This is a genomic window from Isoptericola sp. NPDC056578 (assembly GCF_042793275.1).
GTDB lineage: Bacteria > Actinomycetota > Actinomycetes > Actinomycetales > Cellulomonadaceae > Isoptericola.
The window spans coordinates 1-21,685 of record NZ_JBHTVC010000076.1; the positions used below are offsets into that span (position 1 = coordinate 1).

A 21,685-nucleotide genomic window follows, 5' to 3' on the forward strand; every position below is an offset into this window, starting at 1 on the left:
GGTCGTGAGGTGGTGCCGCGGTCAGCGGCGGTCGAGCTTCACCTGGCGGTTGACGTCCTTGTAGAGCAGGTAGCGGAACGGCTTCGGGCCCCCGGCGTAGCAGGCCTGCGGGCAGAAGGCCCGCAGCCACATGAAGTCGCCCTCCTGCACCTCGACCCAGTCGCCGTTGAGGCGGTACACGGCCTTGCCCTCGAGCACGTACAGGCCGTGCTCCATGATGTGCGTCTCCGCGAACGGGATGGAGCCGCCGGGCTGGAACGTCACGATGTTGACGTGCATGTCGTGCGCGAGGTCGTCGGGGTCGACGAAGCGCGTGGTGGCCCAGGCGCCGTCCGTGTCCGGCATGGGGCGCGGCTCGATGTCCTGCTCGCGGGTGACGAAGGTCTTCGCCTCGTAGCCGTCGACGCGCTCGTAGACCTTGCGGACCCACTGGAACGCGGCCTTGGCGCCCGAGCGGTTGCGCAGCGACCACTCGTCGCCGGCGGCGAGGTACGCGTAGCCGCCGGGCTCGAGGGTGTGCTCCTCGCCGCCGACCGTGAGGGTCAGCGTGCCCTCCGTGACGAAGACGACGGACTGCACGGTGTCCTCGACCTCGCCGCGGTCGGTCCCGCCGCCCGGGGAGACCTCGACGACGTACTGCGCGAAGGTCGTCGCGAAGCCCTCGACGGGGCGCGCGAGCACCCACAGGCGGGTCCGGTCCCAGCCGGGCAGGTTGGAGGTGACGATGTCGCGCAGCACGCCGCGCGGGATGACGGTGTACGCCTCCGTGACGATCGCCCGGTCGGTGAGCAGCTCCTCCTGCCCGGGCAGCCCGCCCTGCGGCGTGTAGTAGCGGGTGGTCTGGGGCTGCGTCATCGTCTCTCCTCATCGAGCCGTCGATTCCATGTTTCGGAATACTGTTTCTACGATCCGAATTTAGAGTGGAGCGGGCACCATGTCAACGCCACCCGACGGTGACCTCCGACGCTGCAGAGGCGCCGGACGGATCGACCGACGACGAGCTCAGTCCGTGCCGGCCCCCGCGCGGAACTCGTCCTCGAGGATGCTCATGACGACGGCGTCCGCCCAGCCCTGCCCGTCGCGGAAGGCGTCGCGCAGGCGCCCCTCCTCCCGGAAGCCGAGCGAGTCGTACAGGGCGCGGGCCCGCGGGTTGACGCTGATCACCGCGAGGCTCACGCGGTGCAGGCCCGGGCCGGAGGCACCGTCGAAGGCGAACCGCAGCACCTCTCCGATGGCCTCGCGCCCGTACCCGCGGCCCCGGTAGTCCGGCATCATCCGCAGGCGCAGGTTCGCCGACCGCAGCTCGAGGTCCACCCGGTCGAGGGAGATCTCGCCGAGCAGGTCGTCGCTGACGAGCTCCCCGTCCCGCACGGCGGCGGACGTGATCGCCCAGTCGTACCGGCCGGGGAGGTCTGCCGCGCTCGCGGCCCAGGAGTCCACCTCGGCGCGGGACGACGCGGCGTTCGTGCCCATGCCCGTCAGCCGGCCGCCGTCCGGGTCGCGCAGCGACGCCCAGAGCCGGTCGGCGTCCCGCGCCTCGATCGGGCGCAGGCGCACGAGCTCCCCGTGCAGGACGGGCGACCGCATCAGCCGATCCTCTCCAGCACCAGCTCCCGGACGCGCTTGGCGTCCGCCTGCCCCTTCGTCGCCTTCATCACCGCGCCGATGATGGCCCCGACCGGGCCCTGGTTGCCGCCGCGCACCTTCTCGACGATGTCGGGCTGCGCCGCGAGCGCCGCGTCGATGGCCTCGAGGAGCGGGCCGTCGTCGGACACGACCTCCAGCCCGCGGGCCACGACGACCGCCTCCGGGTCCCCCTCGCCGGCGAGCACGCCGTCGAGCACCTGGCGGGCGATCTTGTCGTTGATGCGGCCGGAGTCGACGAGCCGCTGGAGCTCACCGATCTGCGCGGGCGTGATCGCGAGGTCCGCGAGCTCGACCTCGTCCTGCTTGGCCCGGCGGGCCAGCTCGCCCATCCACCACTTGCGCGCGGCGGCCGGCGTGGCCCCGGCGGCGACGGTCGCCTCGATGAGGTCGAGCGCCCCGGCGTTGACGACGTCGCGCATCTCCGCGTCCGCGAAGCCCCACTCGTCGTGGAGGCGGCGGTGCCTGGCCTGCGGCAGCTCGGGCAGCGTCGCGCGGATCTCCTCGACCCACTCGCGCGACGGCGCGACGGGCACGAGGTCGGGCTCCGGGAAGTACCGGTAGTCCTCGGCGTCGGACTTCACGCGGCCGGGCGACGTCGAGCCGTCCTCCTCGTGGAAGTGCCGCGTCTCCTGGATCACCGTCTCGCCCGCGTCGAGGATCGCGGCCTGCCGCGACACCTCGTACCGCACCGCCCGCTCCACGGAACGGAAGGAGTTGACGTTCTTCGTCTCCGTGCGTGTGCCGAGCGGCGACTCGGGGGTCGCGCGCAGCGACAGGTTGACGTCGGCGCGGACGTTGCCGCGCTCCATGCGGGCCTCGGACACGTCGAGCACGCGGAAGATGTCGCGCAGCGCCTGCACGTAGGCGCGCGCCACCTCGGGCGCCCGCTCCCCCGCGCCGGTGATCGGCTTCGTGACGATCTCCACCAGCGGCACGCCGGCGCGGTTGTAGTCGACCAGCGAGTACTCCGCGCCGTGGATGCGGCCGGCGGAGCCGCCGACGTGCGTGTTCTTGCCGGCGTCCTCCTCCATGTGCGCGCGCTCGATCTCGACGCGGTGCACCGTGCCGTCCTCGAGCTCGACGTCGAGCCAGCCCTCGAAGGCGATCGGCTCGTCGTACTGCGACGTCTGGAAGTTCTTCGGCACGTCCGGGTAGAAGTAGTTCTTCCGGGCGAACCGGCAGCTCTCCGCGATCTGGCAGTTGAGCGCCAGGCCGATGCGGATCGCGTACTCGACGGCGGTGCCGTTGACGACGGGCAGCGCGCCCGGCAGGCCGAGCGACACCGGCGTGGTCTGCGTGTTCGGCTCCGCGCCGAACGACTGCTCGGCCGGGCAGAACATCTTGGTGCGGGTGCCGAGCTCGACGTGCACCTCGATGCCGATCACCGGGTCGTAGCGGCGCACGGCGTCGTCGTAGGAGACGAGAGCAGGGGTCCCGTGGGTGGTCGTGGTCACAGCGATGTTCTCCTGTTCTCCGTCAGCCCAGCTCGGGCGCGCGCGACAGCAGCGGGGCGCCCCAGGTGGACTCGAGGGCCGACTCGAGCGCGGCGCCGACGCGGTAGAGGCGGTCGTCCGCCTTGGCCGGCGCGAGGATCTGGAAGCCTGTGGGCAGACCGACGCCGCCCTCCGACGACTCGGCCAGGCCGTTCGGCACCGAGATGCCCGGCACGCCGGCGAGGTTGGCCGGGATGGTCGCGACGTCGTTGAGGTACATCGCCAGCGGGTCGTCCAGCTTCTCCCCCAGCTTGAACGCCGTCGTCGGCGCGGTGGGCGAGACCAGCACGTCGGCCCGCGCGAACGCGGCGTCGAAGTCGCGCTGGATGAGCGTGCGGACCTTCTGCGCGCTGCCGTAGTAGGCGTCGTAGTAGCCCGCCGACAGGGCGTAGGTGCCGAGCACGACGCGGCGCTTGACCTCGTCGCCGAAGCCGGCGCCACGGGTGGCGGCCATGACGCGCTCCGCGGTGACGGGGCCGTCGGCCGGCTCGACGCGCAGGCCGAAGCGCATGCCGTCGAACTTCGCGAGGTTGCTCGACGCCTCCGCCGGCATGATCAGGTAGTACGCCGCGAGCGCGTAGTCGAAGCTCGGGCAGGAGACCTCGACGACCTCGGCCCCGGCCTTGGTCAGCAGCTCGAGCGACTCGTGGAACCGCGCGAGCACGCCGGGCTGGTAGCCCTCGCCCTGGAGCTGCGTGACGACGCCGACGCGCAGGCCCGACAGGTCGCCGAGCGCGCCCTGGCGCGCGGCCTCCACGAGGGGCGGGAGCGGCTCGGGGATCGACGTCGAGTCGCGCGGGTCGTGGCCGCCGATGAGCTCGTGCAGCAGCGCCGAGTCGAGCACGGTGCGCGTGACGGGGCCGGCCTGGTCCAGCGACGAGGCCATCGCGATGAGCCCGTAGCGCGAGACGCCGCCGTAGGTGGGCTTCACGCCGACGGTGCCGGTGACGGCGCCCGGCTGACGGATCGAGCCGCCGGTGTCGGTGCCGATCGCGAGCGGCGCCTCGAAGGCGGCCACGGCGGCCGCCGAGCCGCCGCCCGAGCCGCCGGGGATGCGGTCGAGGTCCCACGGGTTGTGGGTGTTGCCGAACGCGGAGTGCTCGGTGGAGGAGCCCATCGCGAACTCGTCCATGTTCGTCTTGCCGAGGATCGGCAGGCCCGCGGCACGGAGCTTCTCGACGAGCGTCGCGTCGTACGGCGGGATCCAGCCCTCGAGGATCTTGGAACCCGCCGTGGAGGGCAGGCCCTTCGTCACGACGACGTCCTTGACGGCGATCGGCACGCCGGCCAGCGGGTGCAGCTCCTCGCCGGCGGCACGGCGGGAGTCGACGTCGGCGGCGGTGGCCAGCGCGTCGTCCTCGCTCACGTGCAGGAACGCGTGCACGTCGCCGTCGACGGCCGCGATGCGGTCCAGGTGCGCGCGCGTGGCCTCGACGCTCGAGGCCTCCTTGCGCGCGAGGGTCGCGGCGAGCTCCGCCGCGCTGAGGCGGGTCAGGTCCGTCATCTCACTCCTCCCCGAGGATCTGCGGGACGGCGAAGCGCCCGTCCTGCGCGTCCGGCGCGGCGGCCAGCACGTCGGCCACGGGCAGCGCCGGCTGGGGCACGTCCTCGCGGAACACGTTCGTCAGGGGCAGCGGGTGGCTGGTGGCCGGCACGTCGGGGGTGGCGACCTCGCGCACGCGGGCGATCGAGTCGACGATGACGTCGAGCTCGCCGGCGAGCCGGTCGACCTCGTCGTCGCGCAGGTCGATCCGGGCCAGGGCGGCGACGCGCGCGACCTCGTCTCGGGAGATGGTGGACATGGCCGCCAGTCTAGTGGGATGCATGTGTCGGGGACGTTGTCCCCAGGTGTCGGCGCAGCCGACGAAACCGGGCGAACGAAACGGCCGGGACCACGTCACAGAACGTGGTCCCGGCCGTCACGCACCGGCGGTGCTCGGCGCCCCCGTCGCAGCCGAGCGGTGCCGGGTTCCTCAGTCCATCCGCTCGTAGGCGGCCGTCGTGAGGAAGTCGATGTACTCGTCGGCCACGGCGACCTCCTGGAAGGTGGTCCGCGCCTCGTCGAAGGCGGCGGCGCCGCCCGGGAGCTTCGCCACCTCCTCCTCGACGATGCGGTCGACGAGCTCGCGCGTCACCTTCTCGCCGGTGTCGGCGAGGACGACGCCGTTGTGCAGCCACTGCCACACCTGCGACCGGGAGATCTCCGCGGTCGCGGCGTCCTCCATCAGGCCGAAGATGGCGACGGCGCCGAGGCCGCCCAGCCAGGCCTGGAGGTACTGGATGCCGACGGACACGTTGTTGCGCAGGCCGGCCTCGGTGACCGTGCCGGGCGTCTTGTCGACGGACAGCAGGTCGGCGGCCGTGACGCGCACGTCCTCGCGCTTGCGGTCGATCTGGTTCGGCCGGTCGCCGAGCACCGCGGTGAAGGCCTCCTTGCACGTGGCGACCATGCCGGGGTGCGCCACCCACGAACCGTCGAAGCCGTCGCCGGCCTCCCGCGCCTTGTCGGCGCTCACCTTGGCGTAGGCCTGCTCGTTGGCCTCGGCGTCCTTGCTCGGGATGAACGCGGCCATGCCGCCGATGGCGTGCGCACCGCGCTGGTGGCAGGTCGAGACCAGCAGCTCGGTGTAGGCCCGCATGAACGGCACCGTCATGGTGATCTGGTTGCGGTCGGGCAGCAGGAACTCCGCGCCCCGGGTGCGGAAGTTCTTCACCACGGAGAACAGGTAGTCCCAGCGGCCGGCGTTGAGGCCCGCGGAGTGCTCGCGCAGCTCGTAGAGGATCTCCTCCATCTCGAACGCGGCCGGGATGGTCTCGATGAGCACGGTGGCGCGGATGGTGCCGCGCGGGATGCCGAGCGCGTCCTGCGCGAGGACGAACGCGTCGTTCCAGAGCCGCGCCTCGAGGTGCGACTCCATCTTCGGCAGGTAGAAGTACGGCCCGAGGCCCTTCTCGATCTGCCGCAGGCCCGCGGTGGCGACGTAGAGCGCGAAGTCGACCAGGGAACCCGAGGTCTGCTCGCCGTCGACCAGGATGTGCTTCTCGCTCATGTGCCACCCACGGGGGCGCATGATGATCGTCGCCAGCTCGTCGTCCGGCTTGAGCTCGTACCGCTTGCCGGTCTCCTCGATCGTGAAGTCGATCGTGCGGTTGATCGCGTCGAGCAGGTTGAGCTGGCCGCCGACCACGCTGCTCCACTGCGGCGTGTTGGCGTCCTCCTGGTCCGCGAGCCAGCACTTCGCGCCGGAGTTGAGCGCGTTGACGGTCATCTTGCGGTCGGTCGGGCCGGTGATCTCGACGCGGCGGTCGACCAGCCCGGGGGCCGGCTCCGCGACCTTCCAGGAGTCGTCGGCACGGATGTGCGCGGTCTCCGGGAGGAAGTCGAGCGTGCCGCCGTCGGCCAGCGCCTGGCGGCGACGCTGCCGCGCCTCCAGCAGCTCGAGGCGGCGGGCGCCCAGCTCTCGCTGCAGGGTCACGATCAGGTCGAGCGCGGCCGGGGTGAGCACCTCGGTGTCGCGCTCACCGATCTCGGCGGTGATGGTCAGGCCGTCGGGGAGCTCCACGACAGTCCCTCCTTGTTCTGCGAAGCGTTGCATGGTGAAAGTCTGGTTGCGCATAGCGGAATCGCCTGAGTGAACCCTAACGGGTCCAGCCTTGCTCAGGCACCCACGAGCTGCGCGCGCAGCGCGGCCACGTGCCCGGTGGCCTCGACGTCGTACTCGGCGGACCGCAGGGTCCCGTCCGGCTCGACGACGAAGGTGCAGCGGTGCACCCCGTCGAACGTCCGGTCGCCGATCGTCTTGGGGCCCCACGTGCCGTAGGCGTCGGCCACGGCGTGGTCCGCGTCGCTCAGCAGGGGGAACGTCAGGTGCTCGGCCTCCACGAACGCGCGGATGTCCTCGACCGGGTCGGCCGAGACCCCGACGACGGCGTACCCCGCCCCCGCGAGCGACGCGAGGTTGTCGCGGAAGTCGCACGCCTCGGTGGTGCACCCGGGGGTGCCCGCCTTCGGGTAGAAGTACACGACCACGCCCTTGTCCGCCCCGGCACGCACGTCCGCGAGGGACACGGCGGCGCCGGCGGAGTCGGTCAGGGTGAAGTCGGGGGCGGTGTCGCCCGGCTGGAGTCGCGTCATCGTGCGTCCTCGTTCGTTCTTCTCGGTGACGGGGGGACCGTGGTGGTGCCGGCCCTGGGGGCTCAGGCCTCGCCGCGGCGCAGCAGGGTGCCGGCGGGCTCGTCGCCCACGGGACGCCCGCGCAGCAGCGTGCGCCGCACGACACCCGTGAGGTCACGGCCGGCGTACGGCGTGACCGGGTTCTTGTGGTGCAGGCGGGTCGGGTCGACGACGAACGTCGCCTCGGGCGCGAAGACCGCGAGGTCCGCGTCCTTGCCCACGGCGATGCCGCCCTTGCGCTCCAGTCCGACCAGCGCGGCCGGTCCCGCGGACATCCACCCCACGACCTGGGCGAGCGGGACCTCGCGGCGCCGCGCCTCGGTCCAGACGACGGCGAGGCCGAGCTGCAGCGACGCGACGCCGCCCCAGGCCTCCGCGAAGTCGCCCGACGCCGGCTGCTTGAGCTCGGCGGTGGCCGGCGAGTGGTCGGTGACGACGACGTCGATCAGTCCGTCGCGCAGCCCTTGCCACAGCCGGTCCTGGTTGTCGTGCTCGCGGATCGGCGGGCAGCACTTGTAGGCCGTCGCGCCGTCGGGCACGTGGTCGGCGTCCAGCGACAGGTAGTGCGGGCACGTCTCGACCGTGAGGCGCACGCCCTCCGCGCGGGCGGCCGCGATCATCGGCAGCGAGTCGGCGTCGGACAGGTGCAGCACGTGCGCGCGGGCGCCCGTGGCGCGGGCCGCGTCGATGAGCGCGGCGATCGCCGTGGACTCGGCCTTGGCGGGGCGCGACGCGAGGAAGTTCTTGTAGGTGGGGCCGGGCTCCTGCGGGGCGTCCTCGAGGGTGCCCGGGTCCTCGGCGTGCACGATCATCAGGGCGCCGAACGTCGTCAGCTCCGCGAGGTCGCCGCGCAGCTCCGCGTCCTCCAGGTGCCCGAACTCCGGCACCCCCGAGTCGGCGAGGAAGCACTTGAACCCGAAGACCCCTGCCTCGTGCAGGGGGCGCAGGTCGGCCGTGTTGCCCGGCACCGCCCCGCCCCAGAACCCGACGTCGACGAACGCCTGGTCCACCGCGCGCGCCTTCTTGACCTCCAGGTTCGCGACCGAGGTCGTGGGCGGCAGGGAGTTGAGCGGCATGTCGACGATCGTCGTGACGCCGCCGGCCGCGGCGGCGCGCGTGGCGGTGGCGAAGCCCTCCCACTCGGTGCGGCCGGGCTCGTTGACGTGCACGTGCGAGTCGACGAGGCCGGGCAGCAGCACCTCGTCCTCGGCGAGCTCCAGCACCTCGGCGCCGACCAGGCCGGTGCCGAGCGGCACGACGGCGGCGATCCGGCCGTCGGTCACGCCCACCTCGACGGCGCGCTCCCCCTCGGGGGTGACGGCGCGGGCGGCGCGGACGACGAGGTCGTGGGTCATGCGTTCTCCAAGGTGTTCAGGGCCGGCAGGTGGTCGGCGAGCCGCGCCGCGAGGGTCTCGAGCAGCGGGCCCGCCTGGGCGATGCAGCGGGCGACGTCCGGCTCGACGTCGGTGAGGGCGTGCACGGCGGTGATGCCGGCGGCGGCTGCCCTCTCGAGGCTCAGCGTCGTGCGGCCGCACACGGCGACGGTAGGGACGCCGGCCGCGGCCGCGGCTGCGGCCACGCCGACCGGCGTCTTGCCGTGCAGCGACTGCGAGTCGAGGCTGCCCTCCCCCGTGACGACCAGGTCGACGCCGGCGAGGCGGTCCGCGAAACCCGTGAGGGCCAGCACCTCCTCGACGCCGGGGCGACGCTCGGCGCCGAGCAGCAGGCAGGCGAAGCCCACGCCGCCCGCGGCCCCCGCGCCGGGCTCGGCGGCGTAGCCGCGAGCGCCCGTCACGCCGACCGTGGCGAGCACGTCGACCCACGTCGCCAGCCCGAGCTCGAGCTCCGCCACGGTCGCCGCGTCGGCGCCCTTCTGCGGCCCGTACACGGCGGACGCGCCGTGCGCGCCCAGCAGCGGGTTGTCGACGTCGCTCGCGAGGACGAGCTCCGTGTCCGCGAGCGCGGGGTGCAGCCCCGCGAGGTCCACGTCGGTCAGCTCGTGCAGGTGGCCGCCACCGTCGGCGACGTCCCCCGCGCCCGAGGCCAGCCGGGCGCCGAGCGCGGCGAGCATGCCCGCGCCGCCGTCGGTGCTCGCCGAGCCGCCCACCCCGACGACGATCTCCCGCGCCCCGGCGTCCAGGGCGTGCGCGATGACCTCGCCGAGCCCGCGGGAGGTCGCGGCGAGGGCGGTGCCCGGCGTCGGGGTCACCTGGGCGAGGCCGGTGACGGCCGCCATCTCGACGACGGCGGTGGCACCGCGACGCGCGTACCGGGTGGCGGCCGGGTGCCCGAGGGGCCCCGTCGCCACCAGGTCCACCGCGGTGAACCCGGCGGCGAGGGCGGCCTCCAGCGTGCCCTCGCCGCCGTCGGCCACGGGGAGCTCGTCGACGACGACGCCGGGCGCCGCCCGCCGCAGGCCGGCCGCCAGGTGTGCGGCCACCTCGCCCGCGGTCAGGGAACCCTTGAACTTGTCCGGGGCGAGCAGCACGCGCGCCGTCGTCCGTCCTGTCGTCGCCACCGTCGCTCCACCCCCTCGTCCGCCGGGCCTGCCCGTCTCCGCCATCGTCTCTCCCGTCGCCGTCGTCGGGTACTGCTCTCCAGCAGATCAGTCCAGCAGCGCGATGGCCGTGGGCGAGTCCTCGGCCGAGATGGCCAGGTCCTCGAACTCGTTCACGCCGTTGAGCTCGGCGCCCATCGCGATGTTGGTGACGCGCTCGAGGATGACCTCGACCACCACGGGGACGCGGAACTCCGCCGTCATGGCCTGCGCCTTGGCGAACGCGGCGCCCAGGTCCTCCGGGTCCTTGACGCGGATCGCCTTGCAGCCGAGCGCCTCGGCCACCTTGACGTGGTCGACACCGTAGCCCTCGGGCTCCCCGGCGCCGTTCGACATGTTGATGTTGTCGAACGCGAGGGACACGTGGAAGTCCATCTCGAACGCGCGCTGCGACTGACGGATCAGGCCCAGGTAGGCGTTGTTCACCACCACGTGCACGTAGGGCAGGTGGTGCTGCGCACCCACGGCGAGCTCCTCCAGCATGAACTGGAAGTCGTAGTCGCCGGACAGCGCGACGACGTTGCCCTCGGGCAGCGCGCGGGACACGCCCAGCGCGGCCGGGCCCGTCCAGCCCAGCGGGCCCGCCTGGCCGGCGTTGATCCAGTGCCGCGGGTTGTAGGTGTGCAGCAGCTGCGCGCCGGCGATCTGCGACAGGCCGATCGTGGTGACGTAGACCGTGTCGCGGCCGAAGGCCTTGTTCATCTCCTCGTACACGCGCTGCGGCTTGATCGGGATCTCGGTGAAGTGCGTCTTGCGCTGCAGCTTCCCCTTGCGCTCCTGCGCCGACGCGGCCCACGCCGACCAGTCCGGCACCTGCCCGGCGGCCTTGCGCTCGGCGGCGACCTCGAGCGCGGAGCGCAGGAACGCGCCCGCGTCGGAGACCACGCCGTAGTCGGGCGCGAACACGCGGCCGATCTGGGTGGGCTCGATGTCGACGTGCACGAAGGTACGGCCCTCGGTGTAGGTCTTCAGGCCACCGGTGTGGCGGTTGGCCCACCGGTTGCCGACGCCGATCACGAAGTCCGACTCCAGGAACGTCGCGTTGCCGTAGCGGTGCGACGTCTGGATGCCGACCATGCCCGCGGTCAGCGGGTGGTCGTCGGGGATCGCGCCCCAGCCCATGAGGGTCGGGACCACAGGGACGCCCAGCGTCTCGGCCAGCTCGACGAGCTCGGCCTCCGCGCCGGCGTTGATGATGCCCCCGCCGGCGACGATCAGCGGGCGCTCCGCGGCCAGCAGCATGTCGATCGCCTTGGCGACCTGCGCGCGGGTCGCCTCCGGGCGCTCCGGCGCCAGCGGCTGGTAGGTCTCCGGATCGAACTCGATCTCCGTCATCTGCACGTCGATCGGCAGGTCGATGAGGACCGGGCCAGGGCGGCCCGACCGCATCAGCTGGAACGCGCGCTGGAAGACGCCCGGCACCTGCGACGCCTCGAGGACCGTCTTCGCTAGCTTGGTGACCGGCGCGGCGATCGACGCGATGTCGACGGCCTGGAAGTCCTCCTTGTCGAGCTTGGCCACCGGGGCCTGGCCCGTGATGCACAGCATCGGGATCGAGTCGGCCCACGCGGCGTACAGGCCGGTGATCATGTCGGTGCCCGCGGGGCCCGACGTGCCGATGCAGATGCCGATGTTGCCGCGCTCGGCACGCGAGTAGCCGTCGGCCATGTGCGACGCGCCCTCGACGTGCCGGGCGAGCACGTGGTGGATCCCGCCGTGCTGGCGCATGGCGTCGTAGAACGGGTTGATGGCGGCGCCGGGGAGGCCGAAGGCCTCGGTGGCACCCTCCTTCGCCAGGATGGCGACCGCGGCGTCGACCGCGCGCATGCGGGGCATGGTGCTCTCCTTCGAGTCTTCTGGGTCGTTTCGGGCGGTCAGTCGCGACCGGACAGCCGCGCGATGGCGTTGAACAGGCCGGAGTGGTCCAGCGACCCGTCGCCCTCGGCGCGGGCCGCGGCCATGAGCTGCGCGACGACGGCGCCCACGGGGGCGACGACGCCCTGCTCGCGGGCGGCGGCCTGGAAGATGCCCAGGTCCTTGTGGTGCAGGTCGATCCGGAAGCCGGGGGCGAACTCGCGGCCCAGCATCTTCTCGGCCTTCTGGTTCAGCACCGCGGAGCCGGCGAGGCCGCCGCCGAGGACCTTGACGGCCGCCTCGGTGTCGACGCCGAACGACTCGAGGAAGATCACGGCCTCGGCCAGCAGCGCGATGTTGCCGGCGACGATGAGCTGGTTGGCCGCCTTGACGGTCTGGCCGGAGCCCGACGGGCCCACGTGCACGACGGTCTTGCCGACCGCGTCGAACACCTCGGACGCCGCGGCGAAGTCCTCGGCGGAGCCGCCGACCATGATCGACAGCGCGGCGTTCTTCGCGCCCGCCTCGCCGCCGGAGACCGGCGCGTCGAGGTAGCGGAAGCCGGCGGCCCTCGCCTGCTCGGCCAGCGCGATCGTCACGTCGGGGCGGATCGAGGAGAAGTCGACGATCAGCGTGCCCGGCTGCGCGTTCGCGAAGACGCCGTCGTCACCGGTGAGCACGCCCTCGACGTCCGGGGAGTCCGGGACCATGACGGCCACGACGTCCGCGGCCTTGACCGCCTCGGCGACCGAGGAGGCGGCGGTGCCGCCCGCCTCGACGAGGGGCTGGGCCTTGGCGGCCGTGCGGTTGTAGCCGACGACGGAGTGCCCGGCGTCCTGCAGGTGGACGGCCATCGGGCTGCCCATGATGCCGAGGCCGATGAAGGCGATGGTGCTCATTGGTCGTGTCCTTCCGGGGAGGTCAGGGTGGTCGCGGTGCCGGCTTGCTCAGTACCGGCTGCTCAGCGGGCCGAGCGCTGCTCGCGCGGGAGCCAGGCGAACGGGTCGGAGTCGGCCGTCTTGTACTCGAGGCCGACCGGGCCGGCGTAGCCGGCGGCACGCAGGTCGCCGATCCAGCGCTGGATCGGCAGGTCCCCGCTGCCCGGGGCGCCGCGGCCGGGGGCGTCGGCGACCTGCACGTGCGCGATGCGGTCGCCGTAGGTCTTGAGGTCGAGGTCCACGTCGGAGCCGTTGACCGACAGGTGGTAGACGTCGAACAGCAGGCCGAGGTTGGCCGCGCCGTGCTCGTCGCGCACGCGGTCGAGGACGGCGACCGCGTCGGCCGACGTCTTCAGCGGGTAGGCGGGGGCGCCGGACACCGGCTCCAGCAGCACCGTGCCGCCGATCCGCTCGACCGCCTTCGCCGCCAGCGCGAGGTTCTCGGCGCCGAGCGCGTCCTGCGCCGCCGGGTCCTCGCCCTCGACGCGGTTGCCGTACAGCGCGTTGAACGCGCGGCAGCCGGTGCGCTCGCCGATGCGGGCGACGACGTCGAGGTTGGCGCGCAGGTCGGCGGAACGCTCGGGCCAGGAGACGAGGCCGCGGTCGCCGCCGGGCATGTTGCCGGCGTCGAAGTTGAGCCCGGTGAGCTGCACGCCGGCGTCGGCCAGGGCCCCGACGAACGCGTCGATCTCGTCGGCCGCGGGCGTCGGGGTGGCGAAGGGCCACCAGAACTCGACGCCGTCGAAGCCGGCCGCCTTCGCGGCCGCCGGACGCTCCAGGAGCGGCAGGTCCGTGAGGAGGATCGAGCAGTTCACGGTGTAGGGGATCTGGTCCGTCATCGCTGACTCGCTTTCGCCAGATGGAAGTTTGGTTCCTTGTAGTGAAAACGCTACGCCGGGTCGGCCGCATCGGTCAACCCCTGCCCGGGGCGGTCCCGCGGTGCGGTCGTGATGCCGCGCACACGACGACGGCCCGGCAGGACGTCGTCCTGCCGGGCCGTCGTGGCCGTGCGCTGTGCCGATACCGGACGTCAGCCCCCGAGCGGGCGCGTCACGATCGCCGTGAGCTCGGCCGGCTGCAGACCGGTGCGCTCGACGATCTCGTCGGCGCCCAGGGCACCGCAGTCGACGCCGCGCTTGAGGTACCACGCGAGCGCCTTGGCGGTGGCGGGCTCGTCGAGCACCGCCCCCGCCACCTCGTTCACGTAGTTCGACAGCCGCTCTGCCGCGGGCTCGAAGCCCTCCCGGTAGAACGCGTACGTCGCCGCGAACCGGCTCGGCAGCTGCGCCGGGTGCAGGTCCCAGCCCTGGTAGAACCCACGCTCCAGCGAGCGGCGCACGAGGCGTCCGTGGCCCGCCCAGGCGGCGCGGACCTGCGCGTCGTCGCCCACCGGCAGCACGTTCGTCGAGCCGTCCGACAGCCGCACGCCGGTGCCGGCCGCCGCGAGCTGCATGACCTCCTTGGCGAGGTCCGCCGCCGGGTGCTCCATCGACTGGTACGCCGCGGCGATCCCGAGCGACGCCGAGTAGTCGTACGTGCCGTAGTGCAGGCCGCTCACGCGCCCCGCACCCGCGTGGATCATCCGCGCGACGGTCGCCGTGCCCGCGGAGTCGAGGATCGACTGCGGCGTCTCGACCTGCACCTCGAAGCGCAGGCGCCCGGCGGGCAGCCCGTTCGCCTCCTCCAGCCGCTCGCACACCGCCACCATCGCCTCGACCTGCACGACGCCGGTCACCTTCGGCAGGGTCAGCACGAGCCCGTCGGGCAGGCCCCCCGACGCCGCGAGCGTGCTGACGAACACGTCCAGCGTGCGCAGGCCGCGGGCCCGCGTGGGCCGCTCGAAGCACTTGAACCGGATGCCGACGAACGGTGTCGCTCCCCCGGCGTCCAGCTCGGTCCGCAGCGCGGCGGCCGCGGCGGCGGCGACCTCGTCCTCGTCGGCGTCCGGGTGCGTGCCGTACCCGTCCTCGAGGTCGATGCGCAGGTCCTCGATCGGCTCGGTGGCGAGCTTGCGCTCCACCTGCGCCGCGACCGCCTCGCGCAGGTCGTCCCGCACGCCGACGGCGTCCAGCAGCGCGTCCGTGCCCTGCGCCTCGACGACCGTGAGGGCCTGGGCACCCCAGTCCCGCGCGAGCCCGGCCGCGTACCGGTGCGCCGGCACGTACACGGTGTGCACGGGCTGGCGCGTCCCGTCGTCGCCCGGGTAGGCCCGCTCGAGGTGGACGTCGTGCGCGGCGAGCCGGCGCTCGACGTCGTCCAGCGAGGCCTGGTCGAGGGAGGCCTTCATCGGGCCACCGCCGCGCTCTCCGAGTGCAGCGCGCGGCCCAGGTGCTGGGCCAGGTGCTCGGCGTCGCCGGCGCGGTGCTCCTCGACCGGGACCTCCTTGAGCCCTTCGGCCCGGACGGCGTCCGCGACGGCCTCGGCCACGCGGCTGTCGAACACGCCCGGGATGACGAAGGCGGGGTTGAGCTCGTCGTCGCCCACCACCGAGGAGATCGCGACCGCGGCCACGCGCAGCATCTCGTCCGTGATCTGCGTGGCGCCGGCGTCGAGCAGGCCGCGGAACAGTCCGGGGAACGCCAGCACGTTGTTGATCTGGTTCGGGTAGTCGCTGCGGCCGGTCGCCACGACCGCCGCCGTCTCGCCGGCGGCGATCGGGTCGACCTCGGGCGTCGGGTTCGCGAGGGCGAACACGATCGCGTCGTCGTTCATCGCCGCGACGTCCGCGCCCGTGAGGATGTTGCCCGCCGAGACGCCGACGAAGACGTCGGCCCCGGCCAGGCCCTCCTTGAGGGTGCCGGTGAAGCCCGAGGGGTTGGTGTTCTCGACGATCCAGGTGCGGTTCTCGTCGTCGCCCGCCGACTCGGGCGTGAGCGCCCCGTGCCGGTCGAAGCCGATGATGTCGCGGGCGCCCTGGGCGAGCAGCAGGCGGATGATGGCCGACCCCGCGGCGCCGACGCCGGAGACCGCGATGCGGACGTCCTCGATCTTCTTGTTCACGACCTTGAGGGCGTTGATGAGCGCCGCGAGCACCACGATGGCGGTGCCGTGCTGGTCGTCGTGGAAGACGGGGATGTCCAGCTCCTCGCGCAGGCGCTTCTCGATCTCGAAGCAGCGGGGCGCGGAGATGTCCTCGAGGTTCACGCCGCCGAAGCCGGGGGCGATCGCCTTGACGGTGCGGATGATCTCCTCGGTGTCCGTCGTGTCGAGGGCGAGGGGCCAGGCGTCGACGTCGGCGAACTGCTTGAACAGCGCCGCCTTGCCCTCCATGACGGGCATGGCGGCCTCGGGGCCGATGTCGCCGAGGCCGAGGACGGCCGTGCCGTCGGTGACGACCGCGACGGTGTTGCGCTTGATGGTCAGGCGGCGCGCGTCCTCCGGGCGGTCGGCGATCGCGAGGCAGACGCGGGCGACGCCCGGCGTGTACGCGCGCGAGAGGTCGCGGCGCGTCTTGAGCGGCACCTTGGGGGTGACGGAGATCTTGCCGCCGAGGTGCATGAGGAACGTCGAGTCCGACATCTTCAGCACCCGCACGCCGTCGAGGGCGTCGAGCGCCGCGACGATCCGCTCGCCGTGCTCGGCGTCGACCGTGTCGCAGGTGACGTCGACGACGATCGTGTCCGTGTGCGACTGGGCGATGTCGACGCCCATCACCGAGCCGCCGGCCGTGGCGATCTCGTGGACGATCTCGCTCGTCGCGCGCTGCGAGGCGGGCGCCTCGACGCGGAGGGTGATCGTGTAGCTGGGGCTGGGCATCGCCATGGCCTGGGTTCCTTTCGTGGTGCTGATGACTGAAGTTTCGAGATGTGGAAGGATGGTTTCTAGAACCGGGATCGGTTCACAAGACGCTGCAAAGGGGGACCACACGCATGGCGAACGGCACCGGAGTGCAGTCGGTGGACCGGGCGATCGACCTGCTCGAGATCATGACCGACCTCGGCGGCGACGCCGCGCTCAGCGAGCTGGCGGCCGCCGCCGGCCTCCCGCTCCCCACGATCCACCGGCTCATGCGGACGCTCGTCGGCCGCGGCTACGCCCGCCAGCTCCCCAACCGCCGGTACACCCTGGGCCCGCGGCTCATCCGGCTGGGCGAGAGCGCCGGCCGCCAGCTCGGCGCCAGCGCCCGCCCGCACCTGGAGCGGCTCGCCCGCGAGCTCGGCGAGAGCGCCAACCTCGCGATGATCGACCGCGACATGGTGGTGTACGTCGCCCAGGCGTCGTCGTCCCACTCGATGCGGATGTTCACCGAGGTCGGACGGCGCGTCTACACGCACTGCACCGGCGTCGGCAAGATGGTGCTCGCCGAGCTGCCGGACCAGACGATCCGCGACATCGTCGGTCGCGTCGGGATGCCGCCCGCCACCGACCTGTCGATCACGGACGTCGACGACCTCCTCAAGGAGATCGCCACGATCCGCGAGCAGGGCTACGCCGTCGACGACGGCGAGCAGGAGATCGGCGTGCGGTGCTTCGCCGTCCCCGTGAAGGACGCGCCCACCCCGACCGCGCTCTCCGTGTCCGGGCCCGCGGCCCGCGTGACCTACGAGTTCGGCGAGGCCGCGCTCCCCGTGCTGCACGAGGTGGCCGACACCATCTCGAAGGAGCTGCTCTCCGCGGCCTGACGGCACGGGGCGACCCGGCGCGGGGCGCGAGGCGGGGGTCCCGCCTCGCGCCCTGCGTCGTGCCGGGGCGGGCATCGTCGTCACCCGTCCCTCGGTCCGGCGGTGCCCGCGTGCACCAGCTCCGGGCGGGCGTCGCCCGCCGGAGCCTCGACGCCGGGACGACGGCCCGCGACCGCGTCGCGCGCCCCCTCGCGGATCTGGAGCACGTCCGGCACGCCGTCGGCGTCCAGGTCGATCGCGGACACGCAGCCCGACCGGCGGCCGTGGCCGTGACGCACCCGCGCCCGCACGTCCGCGTTGAGGCGGGCGCGTCGGCGCTCCTCCTGGCGCTCGGCGTCCAGCCGCGCGAAGTACTCCGCCCGGCGCTGCTCCTGCTCCTCCGTCACGACCAGGCGCGCCGACGAGCCCGCGGTGAACACCGACGGGTCCTTGCTGCGCCGGCCCCAGCGGATCTCGTTGAACACGAGGTTGAGCAGGACGGCGACGACGGCGGCCGCCGCGATCCCCGAGTGGAAGATCATGCCCACCCAGGTCGGGAACCGGTCGTAGAAGTCCGGCACCGCGATCGGGATGATGCCGAAGCCCAGGGCCACCGCGACGAGCGTGAGGTTGAGGTTGCCCTCGTACTCGACCCGCGACAGCGTGCGGATCCCGGACACCGCCACCGACCCGAACAGGACGATGCCGGCACCGCCCAGCACGGGCGACGGGATCGCCGCGACCACCTGACCCAGCAGCGGGAACAGGCCCAGCACGAACAGGACCGCACCGCCCGCCGCGACGGCGAACCGCGAACGGATGCCGGTGATCGCGACCAGGCCGACGTTCTGCGCGAACGCCGAGGCCGGGAACGAGTTGAGGAACGGCGCGACCAGCGTGGCGGCCATGTCGGCCCGCAGGCCGTCACCGACCCGCTTCGCGTCGACCTTGGTGTCGAGCACCTCGCCGATCGCGATGAGGTCGGCCGTCGTCTCGGTCATGATCACGAGGATGACGATCGTCATCGAGATGATCGCGCCGATCTCGAACACCGGGGCGCCGAAGGCAAACGGCGTCGGCAGCGCGAACGCCGCCCCCTCGCCGACGCCCGAGAAGTCCGCGAGCCCGAGCGGCACGGCCGCCACGGTGCCGAGGACGATGCCGAACAGGATGGACAGGCGGGAGATCGTGCCCTGCAGGAACCTGCTGAGCGCGAGCACCACGACGAGCGTGCCGAGCGCGAGCGTGATGTTGGGCACCGAGCCCCAGTCCGCCGACCCCTCGTCGCCGCCCATCATCCAGCCGGCCGCCGTCGGCAGCAGCGAGACCCCGATGATCGTGATGATCGTGCCCGTCACGACGGGCGGGAAGAACCGCACGACCTGCGCGAAGAACGGGCTGATCGCCAGACCGATCACGGCGGCCACGATGATGGCGCCGAAGACGGCGGGGAGGCCGCCGTCCCCGCTCGCCACCGCGACCATCGTGGACACGGTGGCGAACGAGATGCCCTGGACGAGCGGGAGCTGCGACCCGAAGAAGCGGATGCCGAGCGTCTGGAGCGCGGTGGCCAGGCCGCTGACGAGCAGCGCGGCCGACACCAGGACACCGATCTCCGCCCCGGACAGCCCCGCCGCCTGCCCGACGATGATCGGCGGCGCGATCACGCCGCCGTACATCGTCATGATGTGCTGCAGGCCGTAGAGGAAGGTCTTGCCGAGCGGGTAGCGCTCGTCCTCCGGTCGACCGCCCTGCGGCGTGCCGGTCACGGCCCCCGCGTCGATGGTCGTCGTGCTCATCTCGATGCTCCTTCGAACCGACTGCACGGTGCTTCGCTGATCCGCAGGACCGTGATCAGCAGAACCCGGTGACGGTCGCCCACGCGCGCGGCTCCTGGTCGGCGCCCTCCCGCTTCACCTCCGCCTCGATCTTCCCGTAGGGGCGGTCGGCGACGTAGAAGACCTCGTTCGGGTTCTCCAGGCCGAAGGGCTCGAAGTCCACGACGAAGTGGTGCAGGTTCGGCATCGAGAACTTGATCTCGCCGATCTCCGGGTGCGCCTCGAGCACCCGCTTGCCCATCTGGTAGAGGGTCTGCTGCAGCGCGAGCGAGTGCACGTCGGCGAAGGTCTCGAGCAGGATGCGACGCACGTCGTCGTAGACGGCGTTGAAGTCGAGGTCCAGCGAGGTGTAGCGCCAGCGGGCGGTCACCGACGTCGCGAGGATGCGGTCGGTGGTCTCCTGCAGGGTGGTGTAGCGGTCCTTCGGGAAGCCGTGGAACTCGGAGCCCGTCGACTTGAGCACCTTGAGGTCCTCCAGTCCGGACACCACGAAGACCTCGTCCCCGTCGCGCTGGACGACGGTGGTCCGGGTCTCCGTGCCGCCCTTGACGAACGCGTGGTCGTGCTCGCCGTCGGTCACGTGCGAGGTGAGGGAGGAGGGGATGTGCTCCCAGGTGTACTCCTTGGCCTCCCAGCGGCCGCCCTCGATCCAGTCGAAGCTCGAGACGAAGTGCTCGCCCAGGCGGAGGGCGAACTCCTCCGGCGAGGGGATGCCGTCCTTGGCGAGGGCGAACACCGTGTTCTTCTGCGTGTCCGTCGGGACCACGCGGCCCTGGTCGCCGTCGATGTGCGCGGCGGAGAAGTCGCCGCGGAGCTGCGAGGTCACCGAGAGCTCGGTGATCCGGTGGCGCGCCTGGTCGCGGTCGACCTTCATGACGCGGACCTCGGCCTTGCCGTACTGGTTGTCCCCCAGCACGATCGTGCCCGTGCTGACCTGGGGGTCGGTGGCGGTGGCGGTCATTGCTGACTCCTTCATCTGTTGTTGCGTTGCGCGGGCCCACCCCTGCAGGGCGGCCCTCGACGTCTCCGATGACGATGACGCACGCCGCGGCGCCTGTGCCGCGGCCTGTGATGGCGGGTCGCTGAGGACCCGTCAGCTCCCGCGGTACGTGGAGTACGCGAACGGGCTGAGCAGGCAGGGCACGTGATAGTGGTCGCGCCCGGCCTCGACGGTGAAGTCGATGGTGATCGACGGGTAGAAGGTCGCGACCCCCTGCGCGGCGAAGTAGTCGCCGGTCGCGAAGGTCACGCGGTAGGTGCCGGGCTCGAGCGACTCCGGGCCCAGGTCCTTGACCCGGCCGTCGGCGTCGGTCGAGGCGTCCGCGAGGCGCGCGGCCGCGTCCGCGCCGACGCTCCACAGTGAGACGGCCACGCCGGCGGCCGGCAGCCCGGACACGGCATCGAGCACGTGAGTGGTGATGTGCGAGGTCATGAGAGCTCTCCTTCCAGCCGCAGCACGGCGATCTCCCGCAGCTGCTGGCCGGCGATGCGTCGCTCGGTGGCGGGATCGTTCCCCAGTCGCTCCTCGAGCGAGGACAGGATCTCCTCGGCGGTGCGGCCCGCGGCCCGGATGAGGAAGACGTGACCGAACCGCTCCTCGTACGCGAGGTTCCCCGCGCGCAGGCGCTCCTCGACCGAACCGCTGAGGTCGCCGAGCCCGGCCTGCTCCCGGCGCGAGTGCGCCGCGTCCACGTCGTCCCCGGACGCGCGCTCGCCGATGCGCGGGTGCCGCGCCAGCGCGGAGTCGATCTCCTCCTCGCTCCACGGGTCGGCGACGGCACGAGCCGCCGCGAGTGCAGCCTCGGCGTCCGCGTACGGGCGGCCGGCGACCACCGCGTCCGCCCACCGGCTCACGGCCGCGCACGAGAGCACCTGAGCGCGGGCGGCGTCGATGTCCGCCGCGTTGAATGCCTCGAGACCTGCACTCACCATCGAGCGATCCTCCTTCGGGGGATTCCACCCACCGGAAGCGGGTTTCCGTTTAGTGAAGTCTCGCTCTCGCCCGTGCGCCCTGTCAAGTGAGTCTGCGCTCAGTGCGGGCCCGTCGCACGGCACCACCCCAGCATGTCCTCTGCTCGGCGTCATCTCCCCAGGCCACAGGCCTCACAGGGTTGGCAGAAGGGTCCGTTGCGAGCGCGCGAAGGCACCTGGCGTGGGCGGAACACGCCGTCCGCAGCATCCGGCGGCCTCGAGCGGGCAGGCAGTGTGACGCGCCAGCGGCGGCGTTCACGTACAAGGAAGTCCACGAGGACGTCCACGGACCGCGGGGCTCCCGTGCGGGCGCCTGGCCACGGCACGGTTCCGGCGGGCACACCCTCCGCCCGCGGTGCCGCGTTGCCACCTCGCCGGGGGGATCGATCCCGCCGGAGAGCTGGCGCGCGCCGGCGCGCGGGCGCGCGGGCCGCGGCGCGTGGCCGGGCCGAAAAGGGGCTCGCCCAGCGGGAGCCTCAGCCGGCGGCCGCCCCTCGGCCTGCCAGGGGTCTGTTCGGGGGTATGCGAAAGGCCCACCCCGGTGTGGGGTGGGCCTTTCGTGAATGGGTGTCCGGCGGCGTCCTACTCTCCCACCCCCTCGCGAGGGCAGTA

The 21,685-nt window shown here is 72.7% G+C and carries 18 protein-coding genes and 1 pseudogene; 1 reads left to right on the top strand and 18 read right to left on the bottom strand.

Annotated elements, in window-relative coordinates; genetic code table 11:
- Positions 1-21: 21 nt before the first annotated feature.
- The 14 genes and pseudogenes from ACFQ80_RS20585 to ACFQ80_RS20650 form a co-directional block, all read right to left on the bottom strand.
- Positions 22-855: a bifunctional allantoicase/(S)-ureidoglycine aminohydrolase gene (locus ACFQ80_RS20585; RefSeq protein ID WP_430564965.1), complete on the bottom strand. Its 834-nt coding sequence runs from the start codon at positions 853-855 to the stop codon at positions 22-24.
- Positions 856-1,002: 147 nt separating this feature from the next.
- Positions 1,003-1,587 carry a GNAT family N-acetyltransferase gene (locus ACFQ80_RS20590; RefSeq protein ID WP_430550360.1) on the bottom strand — a complete coding sequence of 195 codons (585 nt, stop codon included), beginning with the start codon at positions 1,585-1,587 and terminating at the stop codon, positions 1,003-1,005.
- Complete coding sequence (gatB, locus tag ACFQ80_RS20595; protein WP_430564966.1) at positions 1,587-3,101, bottom strand: Asp-tRNA(Asn)/Glu-tRNA(Gln) amidotransferase subunit GatB; 1,515 nt, start codon at positions 3,099-3,101, stop codon at positions 1,587-1,589. Before gatB ends, ACFQ80_RS20590 begins: the two co-directional genes overlap by 1 nt.
- 22 nt (positions 3,102-3,123) lie before the next feature.
- Positions 3,124-4,644 carry an Asp-tRNA(Asn)/Glu-tRNA(Gln) amidotransferase subunit GatA gene (gene gatA, locus ACFQ80_RS20600; protein ID WP_430564967.1) on the bottom strand — a complete coding sequence of 507 codons (1,521 nt, stop codon included), beginning with the start codon at positions 4,642-4,644 and terminating at the stop codon, positions 3,124-3,126.
- Between the two features lies 1 nt (position 4,645).
- Positions 4,646-4,942, bottom strand: coding sequence for an Asp-tRNA(Asn)/Glu-tRNA(Gln) amidotransferase subunit GatC (gatC, locus tag ACFQ80_RS20605; protein ID WP_429731461.1), 297 nt, complete (start codon positions 4,940-4,942; stop codon positions 4,646-4,648).
- A 171-nt stretch (positions 4,943-5,113) separates the two neighbouring features.
- On the bottom strand, positions 5,114-6,736 hold the full coding sequence (gene aceB / locus ACFQ80_RS20610; protein ID WP_430550363.1) for a malate synthase A: 1,623 nt from the start codon (positions 6,734-6,736) through the stop codon (positions 5,114-5,116).
- Positions 6,737-6,798: 62 nt separating this feature from the next.
- Positions 6,799-7,275, bottom strand: coding sequence for a thioredoxin-dependent thiol peroxidase (gene bcp / locus ACFQ80_RS20615; protein ID WP_430550364.1), 477 nt, complete (start codon positions 7,273-7,275; stop codon positions 6,799-6,801).
- A 62-nt stretch (positions 7,276-7,337) separates the two neighbouring features.
- Positions 7,338-8,669, bottom strand: a complete 1,332-nt coding sequence (gene allB, locus ACFQ80_RS20620) for an allantoinase AllB (protein WP_430564968.1) — start codon at positions 8,667-8,669, stop codon at positions 7,338-7,340.
- Positions 8,666-9,832 (bottom strand): glycerate kinase, encoded by a 1,167-nt coding sequence (locus tag ACFQ80_RS20625; protein ID WP_430564969.1) that lies wholly within the window; start codon positions 9,830-9,832, stop codon positions 8,666-8,668. Before ACFQ80_RS20625 ends, allB begins: the two co-directional genes overlap by 4 nt.
- A gap of 87 nt (positions 9,833-9,919) precedes the next feature.
- Positions 9,920-11,707: a glyoxylate carboligase gene (gcl, locus tag ACFQ80_RS20630; protein ID WP_430564970.1), complete on the bottom strand. Its 1,788-nt coding sequence runs from the start codon at positions 11,705-11,707 to the stop codon at positions 9,920-9,922.
- A gap of 38 nt (positions 11,708-11,745) precedes the next feature.
- Positions 11,746-12,636: pseudogene (locus ACFQ80_RS20635) on the bottom strand (2-hydroxy-3-oxopropionate reductase); the annotation flags it as partial.
- 50 nt (positions 12,637-12,686) lie between these two features.
- Entirely contained in the window at positions 12,687-13,490 is an 804-nt protein-coding gene (locus ACFQ80_RS20640; RefSeq protein WP_430564973.1) for a hydroxypyruvate isomerase family protein, read from the bottom strand.
- A 203-nt stretch (positions 13,491-13,693) separates the two neighbouring features.
- A complete protein-coding gene (locus ACFQ80_RS20645; RefSeq protein WP_430564971.1) occupies positions 13,694-14,950 on the bottom strand; it encodes a DUF6986 family protein in 1,257 nt (418 codons plus the stop codon).
- Positions 14,947-16,425: an NAD-dependent malic enzyme gene (locus ACFQ80_RS20650; RefSeq protein ID WP_430564972.1), complete on the bottom strand. Its 1,479-nt coding sequence runs from the start codon at positions 16,423-16,425 to the stop codon at positions 14,947-14,949. Before ACFQ80_RS20650 ends, ACFQ80_RS20645 begins: the two co-directional genes overlap by 4 nt.
- A 107-nt stretch (positions 16,426-16,532) precedes the next feature.
- Between ACFQ80_RS20650 and ACFQ80_RS20655 the strand changes: the two genes are divergently transcribed.
- Positions 16,533-17,285: an IclR family transcriptional regulator gene (locus tag ACFQ80_RS20655; protein WP_430550370.1), complete on the top strand. Its 753-nt coding sequence runs from the start codon at positions 16,533-16,535 to the stop codon at positions 17,283-17,285.
- 80 nt (positions 17,286-17,365) lie between these two features.
- Here the strand turns inward: ACFQ80_RS20655 and ACFQ80_RS20660 are convergent, their stop codons facing one another.
- The 4 genes from ACFQ80_RS20660 to uraD form a co-directional block, all read right to left on the bottom strand.
- Positions 17,366-19,063: a nucleobase:cation symporter-2 family protein gene (locus tag ACFQ80_RS20660; RefSeq protein WP_430550371.1), complete on the bottom strand. Its 1,698-nt coding sequence runs from the start codon at positions 19,061-19,063 to the stop codon at positions 17,366-17,368.
- A 55-nt stretch (positions 19,064-19,118) separates the two neighbouring features.
- On the bottom strand, positions 19,119-20,063 hold the full coding sequence (gene pucL / locus ACFQ80_RS20665; RefSeq protein WP_430550372.1) for a factor-independent urate hydroxylase: 945 nt from the start codon (positions 20,061-20,063) through the stop codon (positions 19,119-19,121).
- A 132-nt stretch (positions 20,064-20,195) separates the two neighbouring features.
- Positions 20,196-20,534, bottom strand: a complete 339-nt coding sequence (gene uraH, locus ACFQ80_RS20670; protein ID WP_430550373.1) for a hydroxyisourate hydrolase — start codon at positions 20,532-20,534, stop codon at positions 20,196-20,198.
- Positions 20,531-21,034: a 2-oxo-4-hydroxy-4-carboxy-5-ureidoimidazoline decarboxylase gene (uraD, locus tag ACFQ80_RS20675; protein WP_430550374.1), complete on the bottom strand. Its 504-nt coding sequence runs from the start codon at positions 21,032-21,034 to the stop codon at positions 20,531-20,533. The genes uraH and uraD overlap by 4 nt, the downstream gene beginning before the upstream one ends.
- Positions 21,035-21,685: the final 651 nt, after the last annotated feature.

What these genes read in the sequence shown, in the direction of transcription:
- ACFQ80_RS20585 (WP_430564965.1), bottom strand. Translation starts at nt 855, where the DNA reads ATGACGCAGCCCCAGACCACCCGCTACTACACGCCGCAGGGCGGGCTG.
- ACFQ80_RS20590 (WP_430550360.1), bottom strand. Translation starts at nt 1,587, where the DNA reads ATGCGGTCGCCCGTCCTGCACGGGGAGCTCGTGCGCCTGCGCCCGATC.
- gatA (WP_430564967.1), bottom strand. Translation starts at nt 4,644, where the DNA reads ATGACGGACCTGACCCGCCTCAGCGCGGCGGAGCTCGCCGCGACCCTC.
- gatC (WP_429731461.1), bottom strand. Translation starts at nt 4,942, where the DNA reads ATGTCCACCATCTCCCGAGACGAGGTCGCGCGCGTCGCCGCCCTGGCC.
- aceB (WP_430550363.1), bottom strand. Translation starts at nt 6,736, where the DNA reads ATGCAACGCTTCGCAGAACAAGGAGGGACTGTCGTGGAGCTCCCCGAC.
- bcp (WP_430550364.1), bottom strand. Translation starts at nt 7,275, where the DNA reads ATGACGCGACTCCAGCCGGGCGACACCGCCCCCGACTTCACCCTGACC.
- allB (WP_430564968.1), bottom strand. Translation starts at nt 8,669, where the DNA reads ATGACCCACGACCTCGTCGTCCGCGCCGCCCGCGCCGTCACCCCCGAG.
- gcl (WP_430564970.1), bottom strand. Translation starts at nt 11,707, where the DNA reads ATGCCCCGCATGCGCGCGGTCGACGCCGCGGTCGCCATCCTGGCGAAG.
- ACFQ80_RS20645 (WP_430564971.1), bottom strand. Translation starts at nt 14,950, where the DNA reads ATGAAGGCCTCCCTCGACCAGGCCTCGCTGGACGACGTCGAGCGCCGG.
- ACFQ80_RS20650 (WP_430564972.1), bottom strand. Translation starts at nt 16,425, where the DNA reads ATGGCGATGCCCAGCCCCAGCTACACGATCACCCTCCGCGTCGAGGCG.
- ACFQ80_RS20655 (WP_430550370.1), top strand. Translation starts at nt 16,533, where the DNA reads ATGGCGAACGGCACCGGAGTGCAGTCGGTGGACCGGGCGATCGACCTG.
- ACFQ80_RS20660 (WP_430550371.1), bottom strand. Translation starts at nt 19,063, where the DNA reads ATGAGCACGACGACCATCGACGCGGGGGCCGTGACCGGCACGCCGCAG.
- pucL (WP_430550372.1), bottom strand. Translation starts at nt 20,063, where the DNA reads ATGACCGCCACCGCCACCGACCCCCAGGTCAGCACGGGCACGATCGTG.
- uraH (WP_430550373.1), bottom strand. Translation starts at nt 20,534, where the DNA reads ATGACCTCGCACATCACCACTCACGTGCTCGATGCCGTGTCCGGGCTG.
- uraD (WP_430550374.1), bottom strand. Translation starts at nt 21,034, where the DNA reads ATGGTGAGTGCAGGTCTCGAGGCATTCAACGCGGCGGACATCGACGCC.